20 protein-coding genes are annotated in these 17,624 nt (G+C 73.0%); 13 read left to right on the top strand and 7 right to left on the bottom strand.

Going from position 1 to position 17,624, the window contains the following annotated elements:
* Nucleotides 1–109 precede the first annotated feature (109 nt).
* Together AC07DS_RS21025 and AC07DS_RS21020 are read left to right on the top strand one after the other, a co-directional pair.
* Entirely contained in the window at nucleotides 110–697 is a 588-nt protein-coding gene (locus AC07DS_RS21025) for a helix-turn-helix domain-containing protein (protein WP_479147358.1), read from the top strand.
* A gap of 14 nt (nucleotides 698–711) precedes the next feature.
* A complete protein-coding gene (locus AC07DS_RS21020) occupies nucleotides 712–1,962 on the top strand; it encodes an MFS transporter (protein WP_479147356.1) in 1,251 nt (416 codons plus the stop codon).
* Nucleotides 1,963–1,965: 3 nt separating this feature from the next.
* On the opposite strand, the gene AC07DS_RS21015 is transcribed toward AC07DS_RS21020, so the two are convergent.
* Both AC07DS_RS21015 and AC07DS_RS21010 read right to left on the bottom strand, forming a co-directional pair.
* The gene (locus AC07DS_RS21015) at nucleotides 1,966–2,373 is read right to left on the bottom strand and encodes a VOC family protein (protein WP_479147354.1); all 408 of its coding nucleotides are present in this window, start codon (nucleotides 2,371–2,373) and stop codon (nucleotides 1,966–1,968) included.
* A 10-nt stretch (nucleotides 2,374–2,383) separates the two neighbouring features.
* Nucleotides 2,384–3,019 carry a TIGR03085 family metal-binding protein gene (locus AC07DS_RS21010; RefSeq protein WP_145875158.1) on the bottom strand — a complete coding sequence of 212 codons (636 nt, stop codon included), beginning with the start codon at nucleotides 3,017–3,019 and terminating at the stop codon, nucleotides 2,384–2,386.
* Nucleotides 3,020–3,157: 138 nt separating this feature from the next.
* Between AC07DS_RS21010 and hisI the strand changes: the two genes are divergently transcribed.
* The 11 genes from hisI to lgt all read left to right on the top strand — a co-directional run bounded on the left by hisI (nucleotide 3,158) and on the right by lgt (nucleotide 12,075).
* Nucleotides 3,158–3,550, top strand: a complete 393-nt coding sequence (gene hisI, locus AC07DS_RS21005) for a phosphoribosyl-AMP cyclohydrolase (RefSeq protein WP_479147352.1) — start codon at nucleotides 3,158–3,160, stop codon at nucleotides 3,548–3,550.
* An 11-nt stretch (nucleotides 3,551–3,561) separates the two neighbouring features.
* Nucleotides 3,562–5,040 carry an anthranilate synthase component I gene (locus tag AC07DS_RS21000; RefSeq protein WP_145875154.1) on the top strand — a complete coding sequence of 493 codons (1,479 nt, stop codon included), beginning with the start codon at nucleotides 3,562–3,564 and terminating at the stop codon, nucleotides 5,038–5,040.
* 77 nt (nucleotides 5,041–5,117) lie between these two features.
* Nucleotides 5,118–5,756, top strand: a complete 639-nt coding sequence (locus AC07DS_RS20995; RefSeq protein WP_479147350.1) for a TIGR02234 family membrane protein — start codon at nucleotides 5,118–5,120, stop codon at nucleotides 5,754–5,756.
* Nucleotides 5,757–5,890: 134 nt separating this feature from the next.
* Nucleotides 5,891–6,151, top strand: coding sequence for an HGxxPAAW family protein (locus AC07DS_RS20990; RefSeq protein WP_479147348.1), 261 nt, complete (start codon nucleotides 5,891–5,893; stop codon nucleotides 6,149–6,151).
* Between the two features lie 169 nt (nucleotides 6,152–6,320).
* The gene (locus AC07DS_RS20985) at nucleotides 6,321–6,770 is read left to right on the top strand and encodes a DUF2752 domain-containing protein (RefSeq protein ID WP_479147346.1); all 450 of its coding nucleotides are present in this window, start codon (nucleotides 6,321–6,323) and stop codon (nucleotides 6,768–6,770) included.
* 149 nt (nucleotides 6,771–6,919) lie between these two features.
* Nucleotides 6,920–7,729, top strand: coding sequence for an indole-3-glycerol phosphate synthase TrpC (trpC, locus tag AC07DS_RS20980; protein WP_479147344.1), 810 nt, complete (start codon nucleotides 6,920–6,922; stop codon nucleotides 7,727–7,729).
* Nucleotides 7,730–7,750: 21 nt separating this feature from the next.
* Nucleotides 7,751–7,981, top strand: coding sequence for a tryptophan biosynthesis modulator TrpM (trpM, locus tag AC07DS_RS20975; RefSeq protein ID WP_479147342.1), 231 nt, complete (start codon nucleotides 7,751–7,753; stop codon nucleotides 7,979–7,981).
* A gap of 84 nt (nucleotides 7,982–8,065) precedes the next feature.
* Nucleotides 8,066–9,349, top strand: coding sequence for a tryptophan synthase subunit beta (gene trpB / locus AC07DS_RS20970; RefSeq protein WP_479147340.1), 1,284 nt, complete (start codon nucleotides 8,066–8,068; stop codon nucleotides 9,347–9,349).
* On the top strand, nucleotides 9,346–10,164 hold the full coding sequence (gene trpA / locus AC07DS_RS20965; protein ID WP_479147338.1) for a tryptophan synthase subunit alpha: 819 nt from the start codon (nucleotides 9,346–9,348) through the stop codon (nucleotides 10,162–10,164). Before trpB ends, trpA begins: the two co-directional genes overlap by 4 nt.
* 87 nt (nucleotides 10,165–10,251) lie before the next feature.
* Nucleotides 10,252–11,025, top strand: a complete 774-nt coding sequence (locus AC07DS_RS20960) for a DsbA family protein (protein ID WP_479147336.1) — start codon at nucleotides 10,252–10,254, stop codon at nucleotides 11,023–11,025.
* Between the two features lie 84 nt (nucleotides 11,026–11,109).
* Entirely contained in the window at nucleotides 11,110–12,075 is a 966-nt protein-coding gene (gene lgt / locus AC07DS_RS20955; protein WP_479147334.1) for a prolipoprotein diacylglyceryl transferase, read from the top strand.
* An 80-nt stretch (nucleotides 12,076–12,155) separates the two neighbouring features.
* Here lgt and AC07DS_RS20950 read toward each other — a convergent pair whose 3' ends face one another.
* From AC07DS_RS20950 to AC07DS_RS20930, 5 genes are read right to left on the bottom strand one after another with little or no spacing between them, the layout of a single operon-like run.
* Nucleotides 12,156–12,968 carry an HpcH/HpaI aldolase/citrate lyase family protein gene (locus tag AC07DS_RS20950; protein WP_479147332.1) on the bottom strand — a complete coding sequence of 271 codons (813 nt, stop codon included), beginning with the start codon at nucleotides 12,966–12,968 and terminating at the stop codon, nucleotides 12,156–12,158.
* Entirely contained in the window at nucleotides 12,965–14,197 is a 1,233-nt protein-coding gene (locus tag AC07DS_RS20945; protein WP_479147330.1) for a CaiB/BaiF CoA transferase family protein, read from the bottom strand. The genes AC07DS_RS20950 and AC07DS_RS20945 overlap by 4 nt, the downstream gene beginning before the upstream one ends.
* A 2-nt stretch (nucleotides 14,198–14,199) precedes the next feature.
* Nucleotides 14,200–15,093 (bottom strand): ribokinase, encoded by an 894-nt coding sequence (gene rbsK, locus AC07DS_RS20940; RefSeq protein ID WP_479147328.1) that lies wholly within the window; start codon nucleotides 15,091–15,093, stop codon nucleotides 14,200–14,202.
* Nucleotides 15,090–16,457 (bottom strand): ADP-ribosylglycohydrolase family protein, encoded by a 1,368-nt coding sequence (locus tag AC07DS_RS20935; protein WP_479147326.1) that lies wholly within the window; start codon nucleotides 16,455–16,457, stop codon nucleotides 15,090–15,092. The genes rbsK and AC07DS_RS20935 overlap by 4 nt, the downstream gene beginning before the upstream one ends.
* The gene (locus tag AC07DS_RS20930; protein ID WP_479147324.1) at nucleotides 16,445–17,620 is read right to left on the bottom strand and encodes an ADP-ribosylglycohydrolase family protein; all 1,176 of its coding nucleotides are present in this window, start codon (nucleotides 17,618–17,620) and stop codon (nucleotides 16,445–16,447) included. The genes AC07DS_RS20935 and AC07DS_RS20930 overlap by 13 nt, the downstream gene beginning before the upstream one ends.
* Nucleotides 17,621–17,624: the final 4 nt, after the last annotated feature.

Genomic DNA, 17,624 nt, shown 5'->3' with positions numbered 1-17,624 from the left:
TCGGCCCCGGTCGCCCTCGGGCAGCCGGGGCCTTCTCGTCGGCGGACAGGAAAGGGAAGTTGCGCAAAATCTGTTGCGCAACTTTTCTTTCCCATTTAGCGTTGCGTGCATGACAGCCAAGGGGAGTCGTCCCATCACGGACGTGGGCACGCTGAAGGCGTTCGCCCACCCGCTGCGGATGAAGCTGTACCGAGCCCTGTGCGTGGCCGACAAGGCGACCGCCTCGCACCTCGCCGACCAGGTCGACGAGGCCGTCTCGCTGGTCAGCTACCACCTGCGCAAGCTCGCCGAGCACGGTCTGATCGAAGAGGCCGAGCCGCAGAGCGGGGACGGCCGGGAACGCTGGTGGCAGCCCGCGTCTGAGGGGGTGAGCATCCGCGACGGAGACTTCCGGGACGCACCCGAGAAGGCGGCCGTGCACCTGGCGGCGACCCGGCTCTTCCACGACCAGCGTGCCGAGATGTACCGCCGCTACCTGGACGAGAGGGCCACCTGGAGCGCCGAGTGGAACGCCGCCGCACCCGACAGCGAGTCCCTGCTGCGCCTCACCGCGGCCGAACTGGACGCACTGCGCCAGGAGCTGATCGCTCTGGTGCGGAAGTACGACGAGAGGGGCCGGTCCGCCGAAGCCGCCGGTGAGACCGAAGGGCGCGAGCACGTCGCGCTGCACGTGTCCGGATTCCCGTTCCGCGTCTGAGAGAGGGCACCGCCGTGACCGTCCTGTCCGACATACCCGCTCGGCAGCTCGAAAAGGCCGCCCACCGCGACCCCAACGTCCTGCGCTGGCTGGGTGCCTACACCTCCTCGATGCTCGGCGACAGCATCTACTACATCGCCCTGTCCTGGGCCGCCGTCCAGGCCGGAACGCCCGCGCAGGCCGGTGTGGTGATGTCTGCCAGCGCGCTGCCGCGGGCCGTGCTGATGCTCGGCGGGGGAGTGCTCGCCGACCGGCTGGGCCCGCGCCGTGTCGTCATCGGCAGCGACGCGGTGCGCTGTGCCGCCGTCCTCGCGGTGGCCGCCCTGCTGTTCCTGACCAGTCCCGGGCTGTGGCCGCTCGCCCTGCTGGCCCTCGTCTTCGGCACCGTCGACGCCGTGTTCATGCCCGCCGTCGGCGCCCTCCCGGCACGGATCACCGGCAAGGACCAGCTGGCCCGGGTCCAGGGCATGCGGGGCCTCGCGATCCGCTTCGCGAACGTCGTCGGGGCCCCGCTCGGTGGCCTCGGCGTGGCGCTCGGCGGCGCGGCGACCGCGTTCACCCTCGCCGGACTGCTCATCGCGGTGTCGGTGCCGCTGCTGGTCTGCGTACGGGTCCGGAAGCTGCCGGCGGACGACCGGACGGGCCCCCGGGAGACGTCCGCCTGGCAGGACCTGCGGGACGGTCTGCGCCACATCCGCCGCCACCGCGTCCTCGCCCCGCTCATGCTGGCCATCGCCCTCGGCGACTTCGGCTTCGTCGGGCCCTTCAACGTCGGCCTGACCCTGCTCGCCGACCGGCGTGGCTGGGGTGCCTCCGGAATGGGCTGGATCCTCGCCGGCTTCGGCGTCGGCGCGGGCGCCGCCTCGCTGCTGCTCACCGTCCGGGGGCGGCTGCCGCGCGCCGGGCTGGTCGCCGGTTACGCCATCCTCGGGGGCTCCGTCGCGATCGGCGCCCTCGCCTTCGTTCCGAGCCTCGCCGGGGCCGTCGGGGTCGCCCTGCTCGTCGGGCTCCTCGCCGGGCTCAGCGGCGCCATGTGCGGAGCCCTGCTCCAGACCCAGGCGGACCCCGCCCACCTCGGCCGGGTCACGGCCGTCTCCGGCCTGGTCAGCCTCGGACTCGCCCCGCTGAGCATGCCGTTCGCGGCCGCCGCGATCGGCACCTGGGGCCTCGGGCCGGTCTACGTCGTCAGCGCCGTCGTCTGCGGCCTCGGCGGGGTCGTCGCCCTGTGCGTCCCGGGACTGCGCCGCGCCGAACTGCCCCGCTGAGACTCAGCCGTGGGCCGGCTTGGGCTGGGTCAGCTGGACCAGGTTGCCGACCGTGTCGTCGATCACGGCCGCGATCACCGGACCCTGCTCCTGGGGCTCGTGGGTGAAGTGCACGCCCAGGTTCACCAGCCGCTTGTACTCCGCCTGGATGTCGTCCACCGAGAAGACGATGCACGGGATCCCGGCCTCGTACAGGGCCCGGCGGTACGGCTCCGCGATGGGGCCGTCGCCGGGCTCCAGCAGCAGCTGGAGATCGTGCTGGGCCCCGCCGGGAGCGCCGACCGTGACGAACAGCGTGCCGCCGCCCAGGTCCAGACGGGTACGGGTCTCGAAGCCGAGGACGTCCGTGTAGAAGGCGTGCGCCTTCGGCACGTCGTCGACGTACACACCGGTCATCGCGACCTTGATCATGAGGTGCCTCTCAGATGCCCAGCTGTTTGGACTCGTGCAGCTTCGCGATGGCGTTCTCGTCGCCGTCCAGCTCTACCTTCGCCGCGCTCTGCCGGCCGAACGCGAACATCAGCAGCTCCGCCGGCTCGCCGGTCACCGTCACCACGGGCGCACCCCGGTGGGCGACGGCCGTCTGGCCGTCCGGGCGCCGCAGGACCAGGCCCGTCGGCACACCCCGGCCCAGCAGGCGGGAGGTGCGCTCCAGCCGGGACCACAGCGACTCCTGGAAGACGGGGTCGAGCTCGCGCGGCGTCCAGTCCGGCTGGGCGCGGCGCACATCCTCCGTGTGGACGTAGAACTCCACGATGTTGGCCGCCTCGTCGATCTGCTTGAGCTGAAAGGGCGAGAAACGCGGCGGGCCGGTCCGGATCAGCTGGATCAGCTCCTCGTACGGCTTCGCGGCGTACTCGGCCATCACCTTCTCCAGCCGCGGCGCGAGCTGCTTGATCAGCGTGCCCCCGGCCGCGTCCGGCCGCCGCTCCCGCACCACCACGTGCGCGGCCAGATCGCGTGTCAGCCACCCCTCGCAGAGGGTCGGGGCCTCCGGACCGGTGGTTTCCAAGAGGTCGGCGAGCAGAAGCCGTTCACGCTGAGCGAAGGTCGACATGCAGTCAGCCTACGACTACGCACAGGGTCCGCCCACCCGTCACCCGGCCACCGCCCCACGACGAGGCGCTGCGCGCCACTCGGCCCGATCAGTGGACCTGGGCCGTGACGGTCCGCGCCGCGCGGCACAATGGCACCCATGACCAGTACGCCTCCGCCCAGCAGCCTGGACGCCGGGATCGCCGCGCGCCTGAAGCGCAGCGCCGACGGGCTCCTCCCGGCCATCGCCCAGCAGTACGACACCGGTGAGGTGCTGATGCTCGGCTGGATGGACGACGAGGCGCTGCATCGCACGCTCACCACCGGCCGCTGCACCTACTGGTCGCGCAGCCGCCAGGAGTACTGGGTCAAGGGCGACACCTCCGGCCACTTCCAGTGGGTCAGGTCCGTCGCCCTGGACTGCGACGCCGACACCCTGCTGGTCAAGGTCGACCAGGTCGGCGCCGCCTGCCACACCGGCGCCCGCACCTGCTTCGACGAGGACGTGCTGCTCAAGGACGCCGATTCCGGCGTGCGGGCACTCGATCAGTAAGGTCAGCCGCCATGGACCTCGAGACCTTCCGCAAGCTCGCCACCGACCGACGCGTCATCCCGGTCACGCGCAAGCTCCTCGCCGACGGCGACACCCCGGTCGCGCTCTACCGCAAGCTCGCCGCCGAACGCCCCGGCACCTTCCTGCTGGAGTCCGCGGAGAACGGCCGCTCCTGGTCCCGCTACTCCTTCGTGGGCGTGCGCTCCGCCGCGACCCTCACCACCCGGGACGGCGAGGCCCACTGGCTCGGTGCCCCGCCCGTCGGCGTCCCCACCGGCGGGGACCCGCTCGCTGCCCTGCGCGCCACCGTCCAGGCCCTGCACACCCCGCACCAGGAGGGCATGCCGCCCTTCACCGGCGGCCTGGTCGGCTACCTCGGCTACGACATCGTCCGCCGTCTGGAGAAGATCGGCCCCGGCGAGCGCGACGACCTGAAGCTGCCCGAGCTGACCATGCTCCTCACCAGTGACCTCGCCGTCATGGACCACTGGGAGGGCTCGGTCCTGCTGATCGCCAACGCGATCAACCACAACGACCTCGACACCGGGGTGGACGAGGCCTACGCCGACGCCGTGGCCCGCCTCGACGCCATGGAGGCCGACCTGTCCCGGGCGGTCGCCCAGCCCCCGGCCGTCCTGCCGCCCTCCGAACTGCCCGAGTACACCGCCCTGTGGGGCGGCCCCGACTTCCAGGCGGCCGTGGAGGACGTCAAGGAGCGCATCCGCGCGGGCGAGGCCTTCCAGGTCGTGCCCTCCCAGCGCTTCGAGACCCCGTGCACGGCGAGCGCGCTGGACGTCTACCGGGTCCTGCGGGCCACCAACCCGTCCCCGTACATGTACCTGTTCCGCTTCGACGGGTTCGACGTCGTCGGCTCCTCCCCGGAGGCGCTGGTCAAGGTCGAGGACGGGCGCGCGATGGTCCACCCCATCGCCGGCACCCGGCACCGCGGCGCCACCCCGCAGGAGGACCAGGCCCTCGCCGAGGAGCTGCTCGCCGACCCCAAGGAGCGCGCCGAGCACCTGATGCTCGTCGACCTCGGCCGCAACGACCTCGGCCGGGTCTGCGAGCCCGGCTCGGTGGAGGTCGTGGACTTCATGTCCATCGAGCGCTACTCGCACGTCATGCACATCGTCTCCACGGTCACCGGCCGGGTCGCCCAGGGCCGTACGGCCTTCGACGTGCTGACCGCCTGCTTCCCGGCGGGCACCCTGTCCGGCGCCCCCAAGCCCCGGGCCATGCAGATCATCGACGAACTCGAGCCGTCCCGGCGCGGCCTGTACGGCGGCTGCGTCGGCTACCTCGACTTCGCCGGCGACTCCGACACGGCCATCGCCATCCGCACCGCCCTGCTCCGGGACGGCACGGCCTATGTGCAGGCCGGCGCGGGCATCGTCGCCGACTCCGACCCCGTCGCCGAGGACCAGGAGTGCCGCAACAAGGCCGCCGCGGTGCTGCGGGCCGTCCACACGGCGAACCGTCTCGGACGGTAGCGACCGGTCGGCGGAACACGGTGGAGAGCGTCACATGTGAACCCCCGGGTGACGGTTCGCCCGGGGTTCAGGCGATAGTGGACCACGTGACTGCCCTACCTCACCCCCGTTCCGAAGCCGCCGCGCCCGCCCGCTCCGGCCGGCGGAGCCTCGCCGTGGCCCTGCTGTTCGGTGCCCTCGGCGCGGCCGTGGCGCTGCTCGCGACCCGGCAGCGCTGGGCGGAGGGCACCGCCACGGTGGCCGGCGGCGCGTTCCCGCTGACCGCCAAGGGCAGCGACGTCACGGGCGTCCCCGCGGCCCTCGCCATAGTGGGCCTCGCCGCGCTCGTCGCCGTCTTCGCCGTCCGCGGGGCGGGCCGGCTCGCCGTCGCCGCGGTGCTCGCGCTCTCCGGCGCGGGCATCGTCGCCGCCGCCCTCGTCGGGGCGTCCGACGGCTCCGCGCTGGACGAGAAGGCCGCGCAGACCACCGGAGACACCTCGGCCTCGGTCGCCGCGCTCAGCCACACCGGCTGGCCGTACGTCGCGGCCGTCGGCGGCGTCCTGATCCTGCTCGCCGGGCTGCTCGCCCTGCGCTACGGCAGCCGGTGGCCGGCCATGTCCGGCCGCTACGAGCGCGGGGCCGAGCGCCCGCGGCGCAAGGCGCGCCCGGTGGACCCCGAGCGTCCCGAGGAGATCTGGAAGGCCCTGGACCGGGGTGAGGACCCGACCGGCGCCTGAGCGGTAGACCCCCTGGCGGTCGCCGGATGTGGCGAACCAGACGCCACCCCAGCGTCCGGCACGCGTGTACGTACGGGACAATGGACGAAGAGCGTCCGGCTCGGACTAGGACACACAGCAACGAGGAGCAAGTCATGGCGGGCAGCAGTCACGGTCACACCCCGGCCGCCTGGACCGGCGTCACCATCGCCTTCATCGGATTCTGCGTCGCGGGCGCCTTCATGGTGATGGCCCAGCCCGTCGGCTTCTGGGCCGGCATGGCGATCGTGGTCCTCGGTGGCGTCGTGGGCTCCGCCATGCGTGCCATGGGCCTCGGCCAGCCGAAGCAGCAGGCGCACGCCGTCGTGCACGCGACCCCCGCCGCGACCCGCGAGCCGGTCGGCGCCGAGAGCTGAGCACCACCGCTTCCCGCGAGGGGCGGCCCTAACCCCAGGAGGGTACGGGCCGCCCCTCGCGCGTGTCGGGGCCCGGCCGGCGTCCGTCGCCGGCGGCGCCGCGGGGCCGGTGCGTGTCAGCGCCGCCGAGCCCGCCCCTCGCGCGCGTGCGCGGGGCGTACGGGGCAGAATGCATGGCGTGAACGCCGACAGCCGCAGCGCCCCGCGCACCAGCCCGCCGCCCGCCCTGTGGGGCCGGCTCGCCCTGCCGGCCGGACTGCTCGCCGCCGTCGCAGGGGCCTTCGCCTACGTCGGCACGGTCGACCCGAACGAGCCCGGCCACTACCCGGTGTGCCCCCTGTACCGGCTCACCGGCCTGTACTGCCCCGGCTGCGGCGGACTGCGCAGCGCGCACGCCTTCGTCCACGGCGACTTCCTCGCCGCCCTGCACGACAACGTGCTGGGCGTGGCCGCCTACCTCGGCTTCGTGGTGCTGTGGACCGTCTGGGTGGTCCGTGCGGTGCGCGGCCGGCCGCTGCGGATCGAACTCGGGCGGGTGCAGATGTGGGGCGTCGGCGCGTTGCTGCTGGTCTTCACCGTGGTCCGGAACCTGCCGGGCGGCGGCTGGCTGCACCCCTAGACCCGGCTCCCGGACCCGGCCGCGGAATGTCCAGGTGGTGGGACCGGTATAGATCGGATGCAGGGCCATCGTGGACCTGCGGATACCATCAAAGTGACCAAGGGTTTTCAGAACCCGAAGGAACAACCGTCTGAAAGGGGGCCGCTCGCGTGAGTGTGCTCGACGAGATCATCGACGGAGTCCGTGCCGACCTCGCGGAGCGGCAGGCGCGCGTCAGCCTCGACGAGCTCAAGGAGCGTGCGGCGAAGGCCCCCGCCGCCAAGGACGGGGTGGCCGCGCTCAAGGGCGAGGGCGTCAAGGTGATCTGCGAGGTCAAGCGCTCCAGCCCCTCCAAGGGCGCGCTGGCCGCGATCGCCGACCCGGCCGGGCTCGCGGCGGACTACGAGGCGGGCGGTGCCGCCGTCATCTCCGTCCTCACCGAACAGCGCCGCTTCGGCGGCTCGCTTGCCGACCTGGAGGCCGTCCGCGCGCGCGTGGACATCCCGGTCCTGCGCAAGGACTTCATCGTCACGTCGTACCAGCTGTGGGAGGCCCGGGCGTACGGCGCCGACCTCGCGCTGCTGATCGTGGCCGCCCTGGAGCAGCCGGCTCTCGAGTCGCTGATCGAGCGTGCCGTCTCCATCGGCCTCACCCCGCTCGTCGAGGTGCACGACGAGGAGGAGGTCGAGCGGGCCGTGGCCGCCGGCGCCAGGATCATCGGCGTCAACGCGCGCAACCTGAAGACCCTGGAGGTCGACCGCGGCACCTTCGAGCGGGTGGCCCCGGAGATCCCCGACAGCATCGTCAAGGTCGCCGAGTCCGGTGTGCGCGGGCCGCACGACCTGATCGCGTACGCCAACGCCGGTGCCGACGCGGTCCTGGTGGGCGAGTCCCTGGTCACCGGCAAGGACCCGAAGACGGCTGTCTCCGACCTGGTCGCGGCGGGCGAGCACCCCGCGCTGCGACACGGCCGAAGCTGATCAACGACTAGGCTTGCCGCGATGACTCCGACCACACCCGCCACGGCCATGGACCGGTACGCCCGCCTCGCGCGCGGCTGCCGCCCGCGTGGTTGCCGCGCGCCCGCCCGCAGGGTGCACGGCCGGCGGGTGCGGTACGTCATCGGCGACGAGCCCGGGCAGGTCAACGGCATGCGATGGCAGCGCCCCCTCGGGGGCGCGGGGCAGTGCCCGAACACGCGGCTTCGCCGCGTGGGCGCGACCAGCCACTGACGGCCGGCACTCGACCGGCGAAACCCCGCCCCCACGGCGACCAGTGCTGTTCACACACCACTCCACTCACCGTGAGGATTCCGCATGCCCAGCGAGTTCTTCATCCCTGACCCCACCGGCCAGGTGCCCAGCGGCGAAGGCTACTTCGGCGCGTTCGGCGGCAAGTTCATCCCGGAGGCCCTCGTCGCCGCCGTGGACGAGGTCGCCGTCGAGTACGAGAAGGCGAAGCACGACCCCGAGTTCGCCCGCGAGCTCGACGACCTGCTCGTCAACTACACCGGCCGCCCCAGCTCCCTCACCGAGGTGCCGCGGTTCGCCGAACACGCCGGTGGCGCCCGGGTGTTCCTCAAGCGGGAAGACCTGAACCACACCGGCTCCCACAAGATCAACAACGTTCTCGGCCAGGCCCTGCTCACCAAGCGCATGGGCAAGACCCGTGTCATCGCGGAGACCGGCGCCGGCCAGCACGGCGTCGCGACGGCCACCGCCTGCGCCCTGTTCGGCCTCGACTGCACCATCTACATGGGCGAGATCGACACCCAGCGCCAGGCCCTCAACGTGGCCCGTATGCGCATGCTCGGCGCCGAGGTCGTTGCCGTGAAGTCCGGCAGCCGCACGCTGAAGGACGCCATCAACGAGGCGTTCCGGGACTGGGTCGCCAACGTCGACCGCACCCACTACCTGTTCGGTACGGTCGCCGGTCCGCACCCCTTCCCGGCCATGGTCCGCGACTTCCACCGGGTGATCGGCGTGGAGGCGCGGCGGCAGCTCCTGGAGCGCGCCGGCCGTCTCCCCGACGCCGCCGTCGCCTGCGTCGGCGGCGGTTCCAACGCCATCGGCCTCTTCCACGCCTTCATCCCCGACGAGGGCGTCCGTCTGATCGGCTGCGAGCCGGCCGGGCACGGCGTGGAGACCGGCGAGCACGCGGCCACCCTGACCGCGGGCGAGCCCGGCATCCTGCACGGCTCCCGCTCCTACGTCCTGCAGGACGACGAGGGCCAGATCACCGAGCCGTACTCGATCTCGGCCGGTCTGGACTACCCGGGCGTCGGCCCGGAGCACTCCTACCTGCGTGACAGCGGCCGCGGCGAGTACCGCGCGATCACCGACGACGCCGCCATGCAGGCCCTGCGCCTGCTGTCGCGGACCGAGGGCATCATCCCGGCCATCGAGAGCGCCCACGCCCTCGCCGGTGCCCTGGAGGTCGGCAAGGAGCTGGGCAAGGACGGGCTGATCGTGGTCAACCTGTCCGGCCGAGGCGACAAGGACATGGACACTGCGGCGCGCTACTTCGGCCTCTACGAGACCGACGCCGAGGTGGCCGCCAACGAAGCCGACACCGCCGAGATCGAGGGGGACGCCAAGTGAGCGGCAACATCCAGCTTCTGAACGACACCCTCGCCGCCGCCAGGGCGGAAGGGCGCGCCGCCCTCATCGCCTATCTCCCGGCCGGCTTCCCGACCGTGGACGGCGGCATCGAGGCGATCAAGGCCGTCTTCGACGGCGGCGCCGACATCGTCGAGGTCGGCCTGCCGCACAGCGACCCGGTCCTCGACGGTCCGGTCATCCAGACCGCCGACGACATCGCCCTGCGCGGCGGCGTCAGGATCGCGGACGTCATGCGGACGGTCCGGGAGGCGCACGAGGCGACCGGCAAGCCGGTGCTCGTCATGACCTACTGGAACCCCATCGACCGCTACGGCGTCGAGCGCTTCACCGCCGAGCTGGCTGAGGCGGGCGGCGCGGGCTGCATCCTGCCCGACCTGCCGGTCCAGGAGTCGGGCCTGTGGAGGGAGCACGCGGAGAAGCACGGCCTCGCCACCGTCTTCGTCGTCGCCCCGAGCAGCAAGGACGAGCGGCTCGCCCAGATCACCGCGGCGGGCAGCGGCTTCGTCTACGCGGCCTCGCTGATGGGTGTCACCGGCACCCGTGAGTCGGTCGGCGCCCAGGCCCACGACCTGGTCGAGCGCACCCGGGCGACCGGCAGCCCGCTGCCGGTGTGCGTCGGGCTCGGCGTCTCCAACGCGGTCCAGGCCGCAGAGGTCGCCGGCTTCGCCGACGGCGTCATCGTCGGCTCGGCGTTCGTGAAGCAGATGCTGGACGCCCCGGACCACGCCTCCGGCATCGAGGCGGTGCGCGGGCTCGCCGGTGACCTGGCGAAGGGCGTCCGCCGACAGGCATAACCGTCTGTAACGGAAGATTCGGTCACTCGAACGAGTGGACCTCAGGCCGGGGAGGCGCGCTGCGCCTCCCCGGTTCGTTCTGGGGGTGTGAGCGAGAAGAACCGTGACGGAAAGCGCACCGCCCGGGAGCGGCTGGCGGTCGAGCGCGAGAAGCAGAAGTCCGCGGAGAAGCGACGGCGCGCACTGATCGTGGGCGCGAGCGTCGTCTGCGTCCTGGGACTCGCGGCGGTGATCGGCGTGATCGCCGCCAACTCGGGCAAGAAGAAGTCCGCCAGCGCGGGGCCGGTCGTGGCGCCCTCCGGCGCGCAGGGCAAGGACAGCCTCGCGATCCCGGTCGGCAAGGACGGCGCCAAGGCGACGCTCACGGTCTGGGAGGACTTCCGCTGCCCGGCCTGCCAGGCCTTCGAGACGATGTACCGGCCCACGCTCCACGAGCTCACCGACGCGGGCAAGCTCAGAGTCGAGTACCACCTGGTCCGGCTGATCGACGGCAACCTCGGCGGCACCGGCTCCCTGCGCGCCGCCAACGCGGCGGCCTGCGCCCAGGACGCCGGAAAGTTCCGCGACTACCACGACGTGCTGTACGCGAACCAGCCGAAGGAGACCGACGACGCCTTCGCGGACAACGCCAAGCTGATCCAGCTGGCCGGCAAGGTGAACGGCCTCGACACCCCCGCGTTCCAGAAGTGCGTCAAGGAAGGCACCCACGACAGCTGGGTGAACCAGTCCCACAAGGCATTCCAGACCGGCGGTTTCAGCAGCACGCCCACCGTCCTGCTCGACGGCAAGAACATCTACGCGGACCAGACGCTGACCCCGGCGAAGCTCAAGCAGATGGTGGAGGACGCGAACCGCGGGTAAGCGTGTTTCTCACGTGCCCGTTATGGACCCGTAGCCGGGCTGCCTGCCGTCCTCGCCGCCCGGCACGGTAGCGTCGACCTTGCCATGGAACTTGCCTACATTCCCAGCCCGTCGCGCGGGGTCTGGAACCTCGGTCCGATCCCGCTGCGCGCTTACGCCTTCTGCATCATCATCGGTGTCTTCGTCGCCGTCTGGCTCGGCAACAAGCGCTGGATCGCCCGGGGCGGGCGAGCCGGCACGGTCGCCGACATCGCGGTCTGGGCCGTTCCCTTCGGCCTCGTCGGAGGCCGGCTCTACCACGTGATCACGGACTACGAGCTGTACTTCAGCCCGGGCCGGAACTGGGTGGACGCCTTCAAGGTGTGGGAGGGCGGCCTCGGCATCTGGGGCGCGATCGCGCTCGGCGCCGTGGGCGCGTGGATCGGCTGCCGGCGCCGGGGCATCCCGCTGCCCGCCTACGCCGACGCCATCGCCCCCGGCATCGCCTTCGCTCAGGCCATCGGCCGTTGGGGCAACTGGTTCAACCAGGAGCTGTACGGACGCGAGACCCATGTGCCGTGGGCGCTGCACATCACCTCCTCCGAGGGCGGCCGGGTGCCGGGCTACTACCACCCGACCTTCCTCTACGAGTCCCTGTGGTGCATCGGCGTCGCCCTCCTGGTCATCTGGGCCGACCGCCGCTTCCAGCTGGGCCACGGCCGGGCCTTCGCCCTGTACGTCGCCGCGTACTGCGTGGGCCGCGGCTGGATCGAATACATGCGCGTCGACGACGCCCACCACATCCTGGGCCTCCGCCTCAACGACTGGACCGCGATCATCGTGTTCCTGCTGGCGGTGACGTACATCGTGGTGTCGGCGAAGAAGCGGCCGGGCCGTGAGGCGGTGGTGGAACCGGGTGCCTCCGACGGTCCGTCCGAGGACGCCGCAGGTGCCGAGGCCGAAGCCGTCGGCGCGGAGGCCGACACCGAGGCGGACGCCGAGGTCGAGGACAAGGCCGAGCCGGATGCCGTGGAGGCGAAGGACGAGCCGGAGTCGGCGAAGAAGAGCTGACGTCCGGTCGTACGACTGGTTGTACGGCGTCGAGGGCGCCCGGAATCTTCCGGGCGCCCTCGACGCGTGCGCAGGGAGGTTCAGTGCCTCCGCCCCAACGACAGAGTCCGCTGCGCCGCGGCCACCACCGCAGCGTCGACGAAGCGGCCGTCGGGCAGGGCCTGGGCGCCCTCGTTCGTCGCCGCGGCCTTGATGATCGTTTCCGCTGCCTCGATCTCCGCGGACGTCGGGAGATACGCCCGCTCGATCACCGGCAGCTGCCGTGGGTGGATCGCCGCGCGGCCCAGGAAACCGAGGGTGCGGCCGCGGGCGCAGGAGGCGGCCAGCCCGTCCAGGTCGCGGATGTCGGGGTGGACGGACTGGGCCGGCGGTGCCAGGCCGGCCGCGCGGGCGGCGACGACCACCCGGGAGCGGGGCCAGTCGAGGCCCGCGTCGGCCCGTACGCCCAGGTCGGCCCGGAGGTCGGCCTCGCCGAGGGAGACGCCCCGCAGGGACGGGTGAGCGGTGGCGATGGCGTACGCGTGCTCGATGCCGAGGGCCGACTCCAGGAGGGCGTACAGGGGGACCGGAGTGGCCACGGCGACCTGCCTGATCTCGCCCGGGGACGTCACCTTCGGCAGTCGTAGCCCGGACAGGCCCGGCAGCGTGGCCAGCGCCGTCAGGTCGGCGGCCGCCCAGGGGCCGTCGAGGGCGTTGACACGGACGTGGACCGGGACGGGCTGCGGCTCGCGGAGGCGCTCGGTCGTGGCCGCGCGGGCGTAGTCCTTGCGGTCGGGGGCGACCGCGTCCTCCAGGTCGATCACCACCACGTCGGCACCCGCGGCCAGCGCCTTGGCCACGACGTGCGGGCGGTCGCCGGGCACGTAGAGCCAGGTCAGCGGGAACGGCGTCACAGGGCGCCCTCCTCGCGCAGGGCGCGCAGCTCGGCCGGGGTCAGTCCCAGCTCGGTGAGCACCGCGTCCGTGTCGGCGCCGTGCGGGCGGCCGGCCCAGCGGATCGCGCCGGGCGTGGCGGACAGCCGGAAGAGCACGTTCTGCATGCGCAGCGGGCCCAGCTCCGGGTCGGCGACGGTGGTGACCGTGTCCAGGGCCTGGTACTGGGGGTCTTCGAGAACGTCCCGGGCGTCCTGGACCGGGGCCACCGCCGCGTCCGCCTTCTCGAAGGCCGCGAGCACCTCGGCGCGGTTGCGGGCCGCGATCCAGGAGCCCACCGCCTCGTCCAGGACGTCGGCGTGCGCGGCCCGGTCCGTGCCCGTGGCGAACCACGGCTCCTCGATCAGCTCCGGACGGCCCACCAGCCGCAGCACCCGCTCCGCCACCGACTGCGCGGAGGTGGAGACGGCGACCCAGCGGCCGTCGGCGGTGCGGTAGGTGTTGCGCGGGGCGTTGTTCGCGGACCGGTTGCCGGTGCGTTCCTGGACGTAGCCGAGCTGGTCGTACCAGGTGGGCTGGGGGCCGAGGACGGCGAGGATCGGCTCGATGATCGCCATGTCCACGACCTGCCCCTCGCCGGTCCGGTCCCGCGCGGCCAGGGCCGTCAGCACGGAGTACGCCGTGGTCAGGCCCGCGACCGAGTCCGCGAGCCCGAACGGCGGGAGCGTCGGCGGTGCGTCCGGTTCGCCGGTGAGGGCCGCGAAGCCGCTCAGCGCCTCGGCGAGGGTGCCGAAGCCGGGCCGGTGCGCGGACGGACCGAACTGCCCGAAGGCCGTGACCCGGGTGAGGATCAGCCGCGGGTTGGCGGCGGACAGCTCCGCCCAGCCCAGATCCCACTTCTCCAGGGTGCCGGGGCGGAAGTTCTCGATCACCACGTCGGCGGTGGCGGCGAGCCGGAGCAGGGTCGCGCGGCCGCCGGGCTTGGACAGGTCGAGGGTGATGGTGCGCTTGTTGCGGCCGAGCACCTTCCACCACAGGCCGACGCCGTGCTTGGCCGGGCCGTGCCCCCGGGACGGGTCGGGGCGGCCGGGATGTTCCACCTTGATCACCTCGGCGCCGAAGTCGCCGAGCAGGGTCGCGGCCATGGGGCCGGCGAAGAGGGTGGCCAGATCGAGGACCCGCAGGCCGTGCAGGGGCTGGATCCGCGGGGCCGTACTCGCACTCGTCGTCGTGGCTGTCGTCGTACTCATGCTCATGCCGTGCACTGGGCGTCGATCTCCGGGCGGTACGGCATCGACGCCGACGCACCCTCCCGCTGCACGGACAGGGCCGCGGCGGCGGCCGCCCAGGACAGGGCCTCCCGCACCGGCTTCTCCTCGGTGAGGGCCACCGCGAGCGCGCCGATGAAGGTGTCGCCCGCCCCTGTGGAGTCCACGGCCTTCACCTCGGGTGCGGGCACCACCAGGGGTTCGGCGCCCCGCGCCAGGTACAGGCTGCCGGTCGCGCCCAGGGTGACGACGACCTCCGGGACCAGGTCGAGCAGAGCGGCGGCCGCCTCCCGCGGGTCGGTGCGGCCGGTGAGGGTGACGGCCTCGTACTCGTTGGGGGCCAGCAGGTCGGTCGCGGCGAGGAGTTCGGGCGGGAGCGGCTGGGCGGGGGCCGGGGTGAGGATGGTACGGACACCGTGCCGGCGGGCCGCCTGCGCACCCGCGACGACCGCGGCCAGCGGGATCTCCAGCTGGAGCAGCAGGGCGTCGACGGAGGCGAGCACGCCCTCGTCGCCGGGCGCGAGGTGGTCGACGGTGCCGTTCGCGCCGGGGATGACGACGATGGAGTTGCCGCCCTCGTCGTCCACCACGATGTGCGCGGTGCCGGACGGTCCCTCGACCGTGCGCAGGAAGTCGCTGTCCACACCGGAGTGTTCGAGGGTGTCGCGCAGGCGCACCCCGAAGGCGTCGTTGCCGACCGCGCCGATCATGGAGACCGTGGCGCCGGCGCGGGCCGCGGCGATCGCCTGGTTGGCGCCCTTGCCGCCGGGGATCGTGCGGAACTCCCGTCCCGTCACGGTCTCGCCGCGCTGCGGAGCCTTGGTGACGTAGGTGACGAGGTCCATGTTGGTGCTGCCGAGGACGGCGATGTGGGTCATGGTCGGGTCGCCTCCAGGTGCGTGAGGTGGGCGAGGGTGTCGAAGCCGGTGCCGTCGAAGTGGGCGACGGAGCTGGCGAGCCGGTTCTTCAGCGGGGCCCGCCAGCGCTCGGGGAGCGCCCCCGGGGCGCCGGCGAGGAGGCCGGCGACGCTGCCGGCGGTCGCTCCGTTGGAGTCGGTGTCCCAGCCGCCGGACACCGCACGGCACACGGAGCCGGTGAAGTCGCCGTCCGCGTGGGTGAGGGCGGCGACGATCAGCGCGGTGTTGGGGATGGCGTGGACCCAGTGGTGGGTCGCGGAGTAGGCGGCGTGGAGTTCGTCCACGACGTCGTCGAAGTCCCTGTGCTTCCCGGCCGTCCGCAGGGCGTGGCCGATCGCGTGTGCCAGGCGCGAGCGGGGTGGGACCACGCTGCGGCCGGTGCGCAGACAGGCGTGGATGTCGTGGGTGCCGGTGGCAGCCGCCGCGAGGGTGGCGGCCGTGAACATCGCCGCGTAGACGCCGTTGGCGGTGTGGGTGAGGCGCGCGTCGCGGTGGGCCTGCTCGGCGGCGGCCGCGGGGTCGCCCGGGTTCGTCCAGCCGTGCACGTCGGCGCGGATCAGGGCGCCGATCCACTCACGGAACGGGTTGCGGTGGCGGGCGGTGTGCGGGGGCTCGATGCCGGTCAGGAGGTTGCGCAACGCGATGCGCTCGGCGGTGAAGGTGCGGCCGGGCGGGAGTTCGTCGAGCCAGAGCCGCGCCACGTCGGCGGTGGTGAAGGTCCTTCCGTGGCGCCTGAGCAGGAGCAGGTTGAGGAGGGGGTAGTTGAGGTCGTCGTCCTCGGGCATGCCGTCGATGTTCTCGGCGAGGCAGCTCGCGGCGGAGCGGCGGTTCCAGGGGTACTGCGCGAGCAGGTCTTCGGGGACGCCCTTCGCGGTGAACCAGGTGGACAGGGGCCAGTTGCCGGCGGACCGGGCGAGGGCGCGGATGCCGCCCAGGGGGAGCTTCTCGACGGGTTTGCCGAGCAGACAGCCGATGGCCCGGCCCAGCCAGGACGCTTCGAGGGCGAGGGGGGTGAGAGCGGGCGCGGGGCGTCCGGAGGGTTCGGGCCAGTCGGGGCACAGCGCCTTGACGCGGGCCAGGTCCGTCGGCTCGTCGTCGGCCAGCCTGCCGGGCAGGTCGGCGAGTTCGTCCAGCAGGTCCTCCGCCAGCAGCCGTAGGTACCGCGACGCCGGCCGCGGTGAGGCTCCCGCGCGCTCCGGCGGCTCCAGACCTCCCGCGGCGCGCCATCTCGCCTCGATCCGCGACGGTTCCCGGCCGTCCAGACGGGCCTGGCAAAGTTCGTGGCCCAGGAGGTCCTCCGGCTGGACCCAGGTCAGGCGGAGCATGCCGAGCCTCCGAGCGCCGCGAAGGCCCGCTCGTGTGCACGCCGGCGGCGCACGTCCCGTGCGAAGACCTCGCGGGTGACCGCGGCCAGGGTGCGGGCCGGCTCCCACAGGTCCAGGCGGCTCGCCTCCGCCACCGTCTTCGCCCAGTCCTCGGGGACCGGTGAGCCCAGGGCGCCCGCGAGCGCGCCGGCCATCGTGGCGGTCGAGTCGCAGTCGCGGCCGTAGTTGACGGCGCCCAGGACCGCCCGGCGGTAGTCGCCGCCGGCGACCAGCAACATGCCGAGGGCGATGGGGAGTTCCTCGATGGAGTGCAGCCGGGAGGGCCGGCGGGCGCCGAGCGAGGGGGCGCGGTAGTCGGGGCCGACCGTGTCGTACGGGGCGACCGCCTCCCGGAGGGGGACCAGGGCCGACTCGAAGTCGCCGTGGCCGCACGCCACTTCGCAGACCTTCTCGATCGCCGTGCGCGTGCCGTCCTTCGCCAGGGACAGACAGGCGCTCACCACGGAGTCCGGGGTCGCGCCCGGTGCCGTGGCGGCGGCGACCGCCGCGGCGAAGACCGCGGCGGCCTCACGGCCGTACGACGACTGGTGCGCACCCGCGACGTCCAGCGCCTCGGCGTAGGCCCCGGCCGGGTCGGCCGCGTTGACCAGGCCGACGGGGGCCATGTACATCGCCGCACCGCAGTTGACGATGTTGCCGACGCCCGCTTCCCGCGGGTCCACATGGCCGTAGGCCAGCCGTGCCACGAGCCACTTCTCGGCGAGGAAGACGCGGTGCAGCGGCAGCGCCTCGGCCTCCAGCTCCGGGATCCAGCGCGGGTTGGTCATCAGGTCCGGGACCAGGTGGTCGGCGACGGCGTACGCGTCGAGGTGGTCGCGGACCCGGGCGTAGACCCTGACCAGTGCGTGGGTCATCAAAGTGTCGTCGGTGACGTGGCCGTCGCCCTTGTGGTACGGCGCGATGGGACGTGCCGTGCGCCAGTCGTCGCCGTGCCAGGGGCCGACGATGCCGTGGACCCGGCCGCCGTGGCGGTCGGTGATCTGGTCGGGGGAGTAGCCCTCGACGGGGCCGCCGAGCGCGTCACCGACGGCGGCTCCGACCAGGGCGCCGGTGATCCGCTCGTCCAGACCGGGCCCGCGGTTTTCTTCTCCTATGGGCGTCATGCCC

Source organism: Streptomyces sp. NPDC044064 (assembly GCF_056434245.1).
Note: the sequence above shows the minus strand (reverse complement) of the source record. Positions and strands in the feature narration are given on the sequence as shown.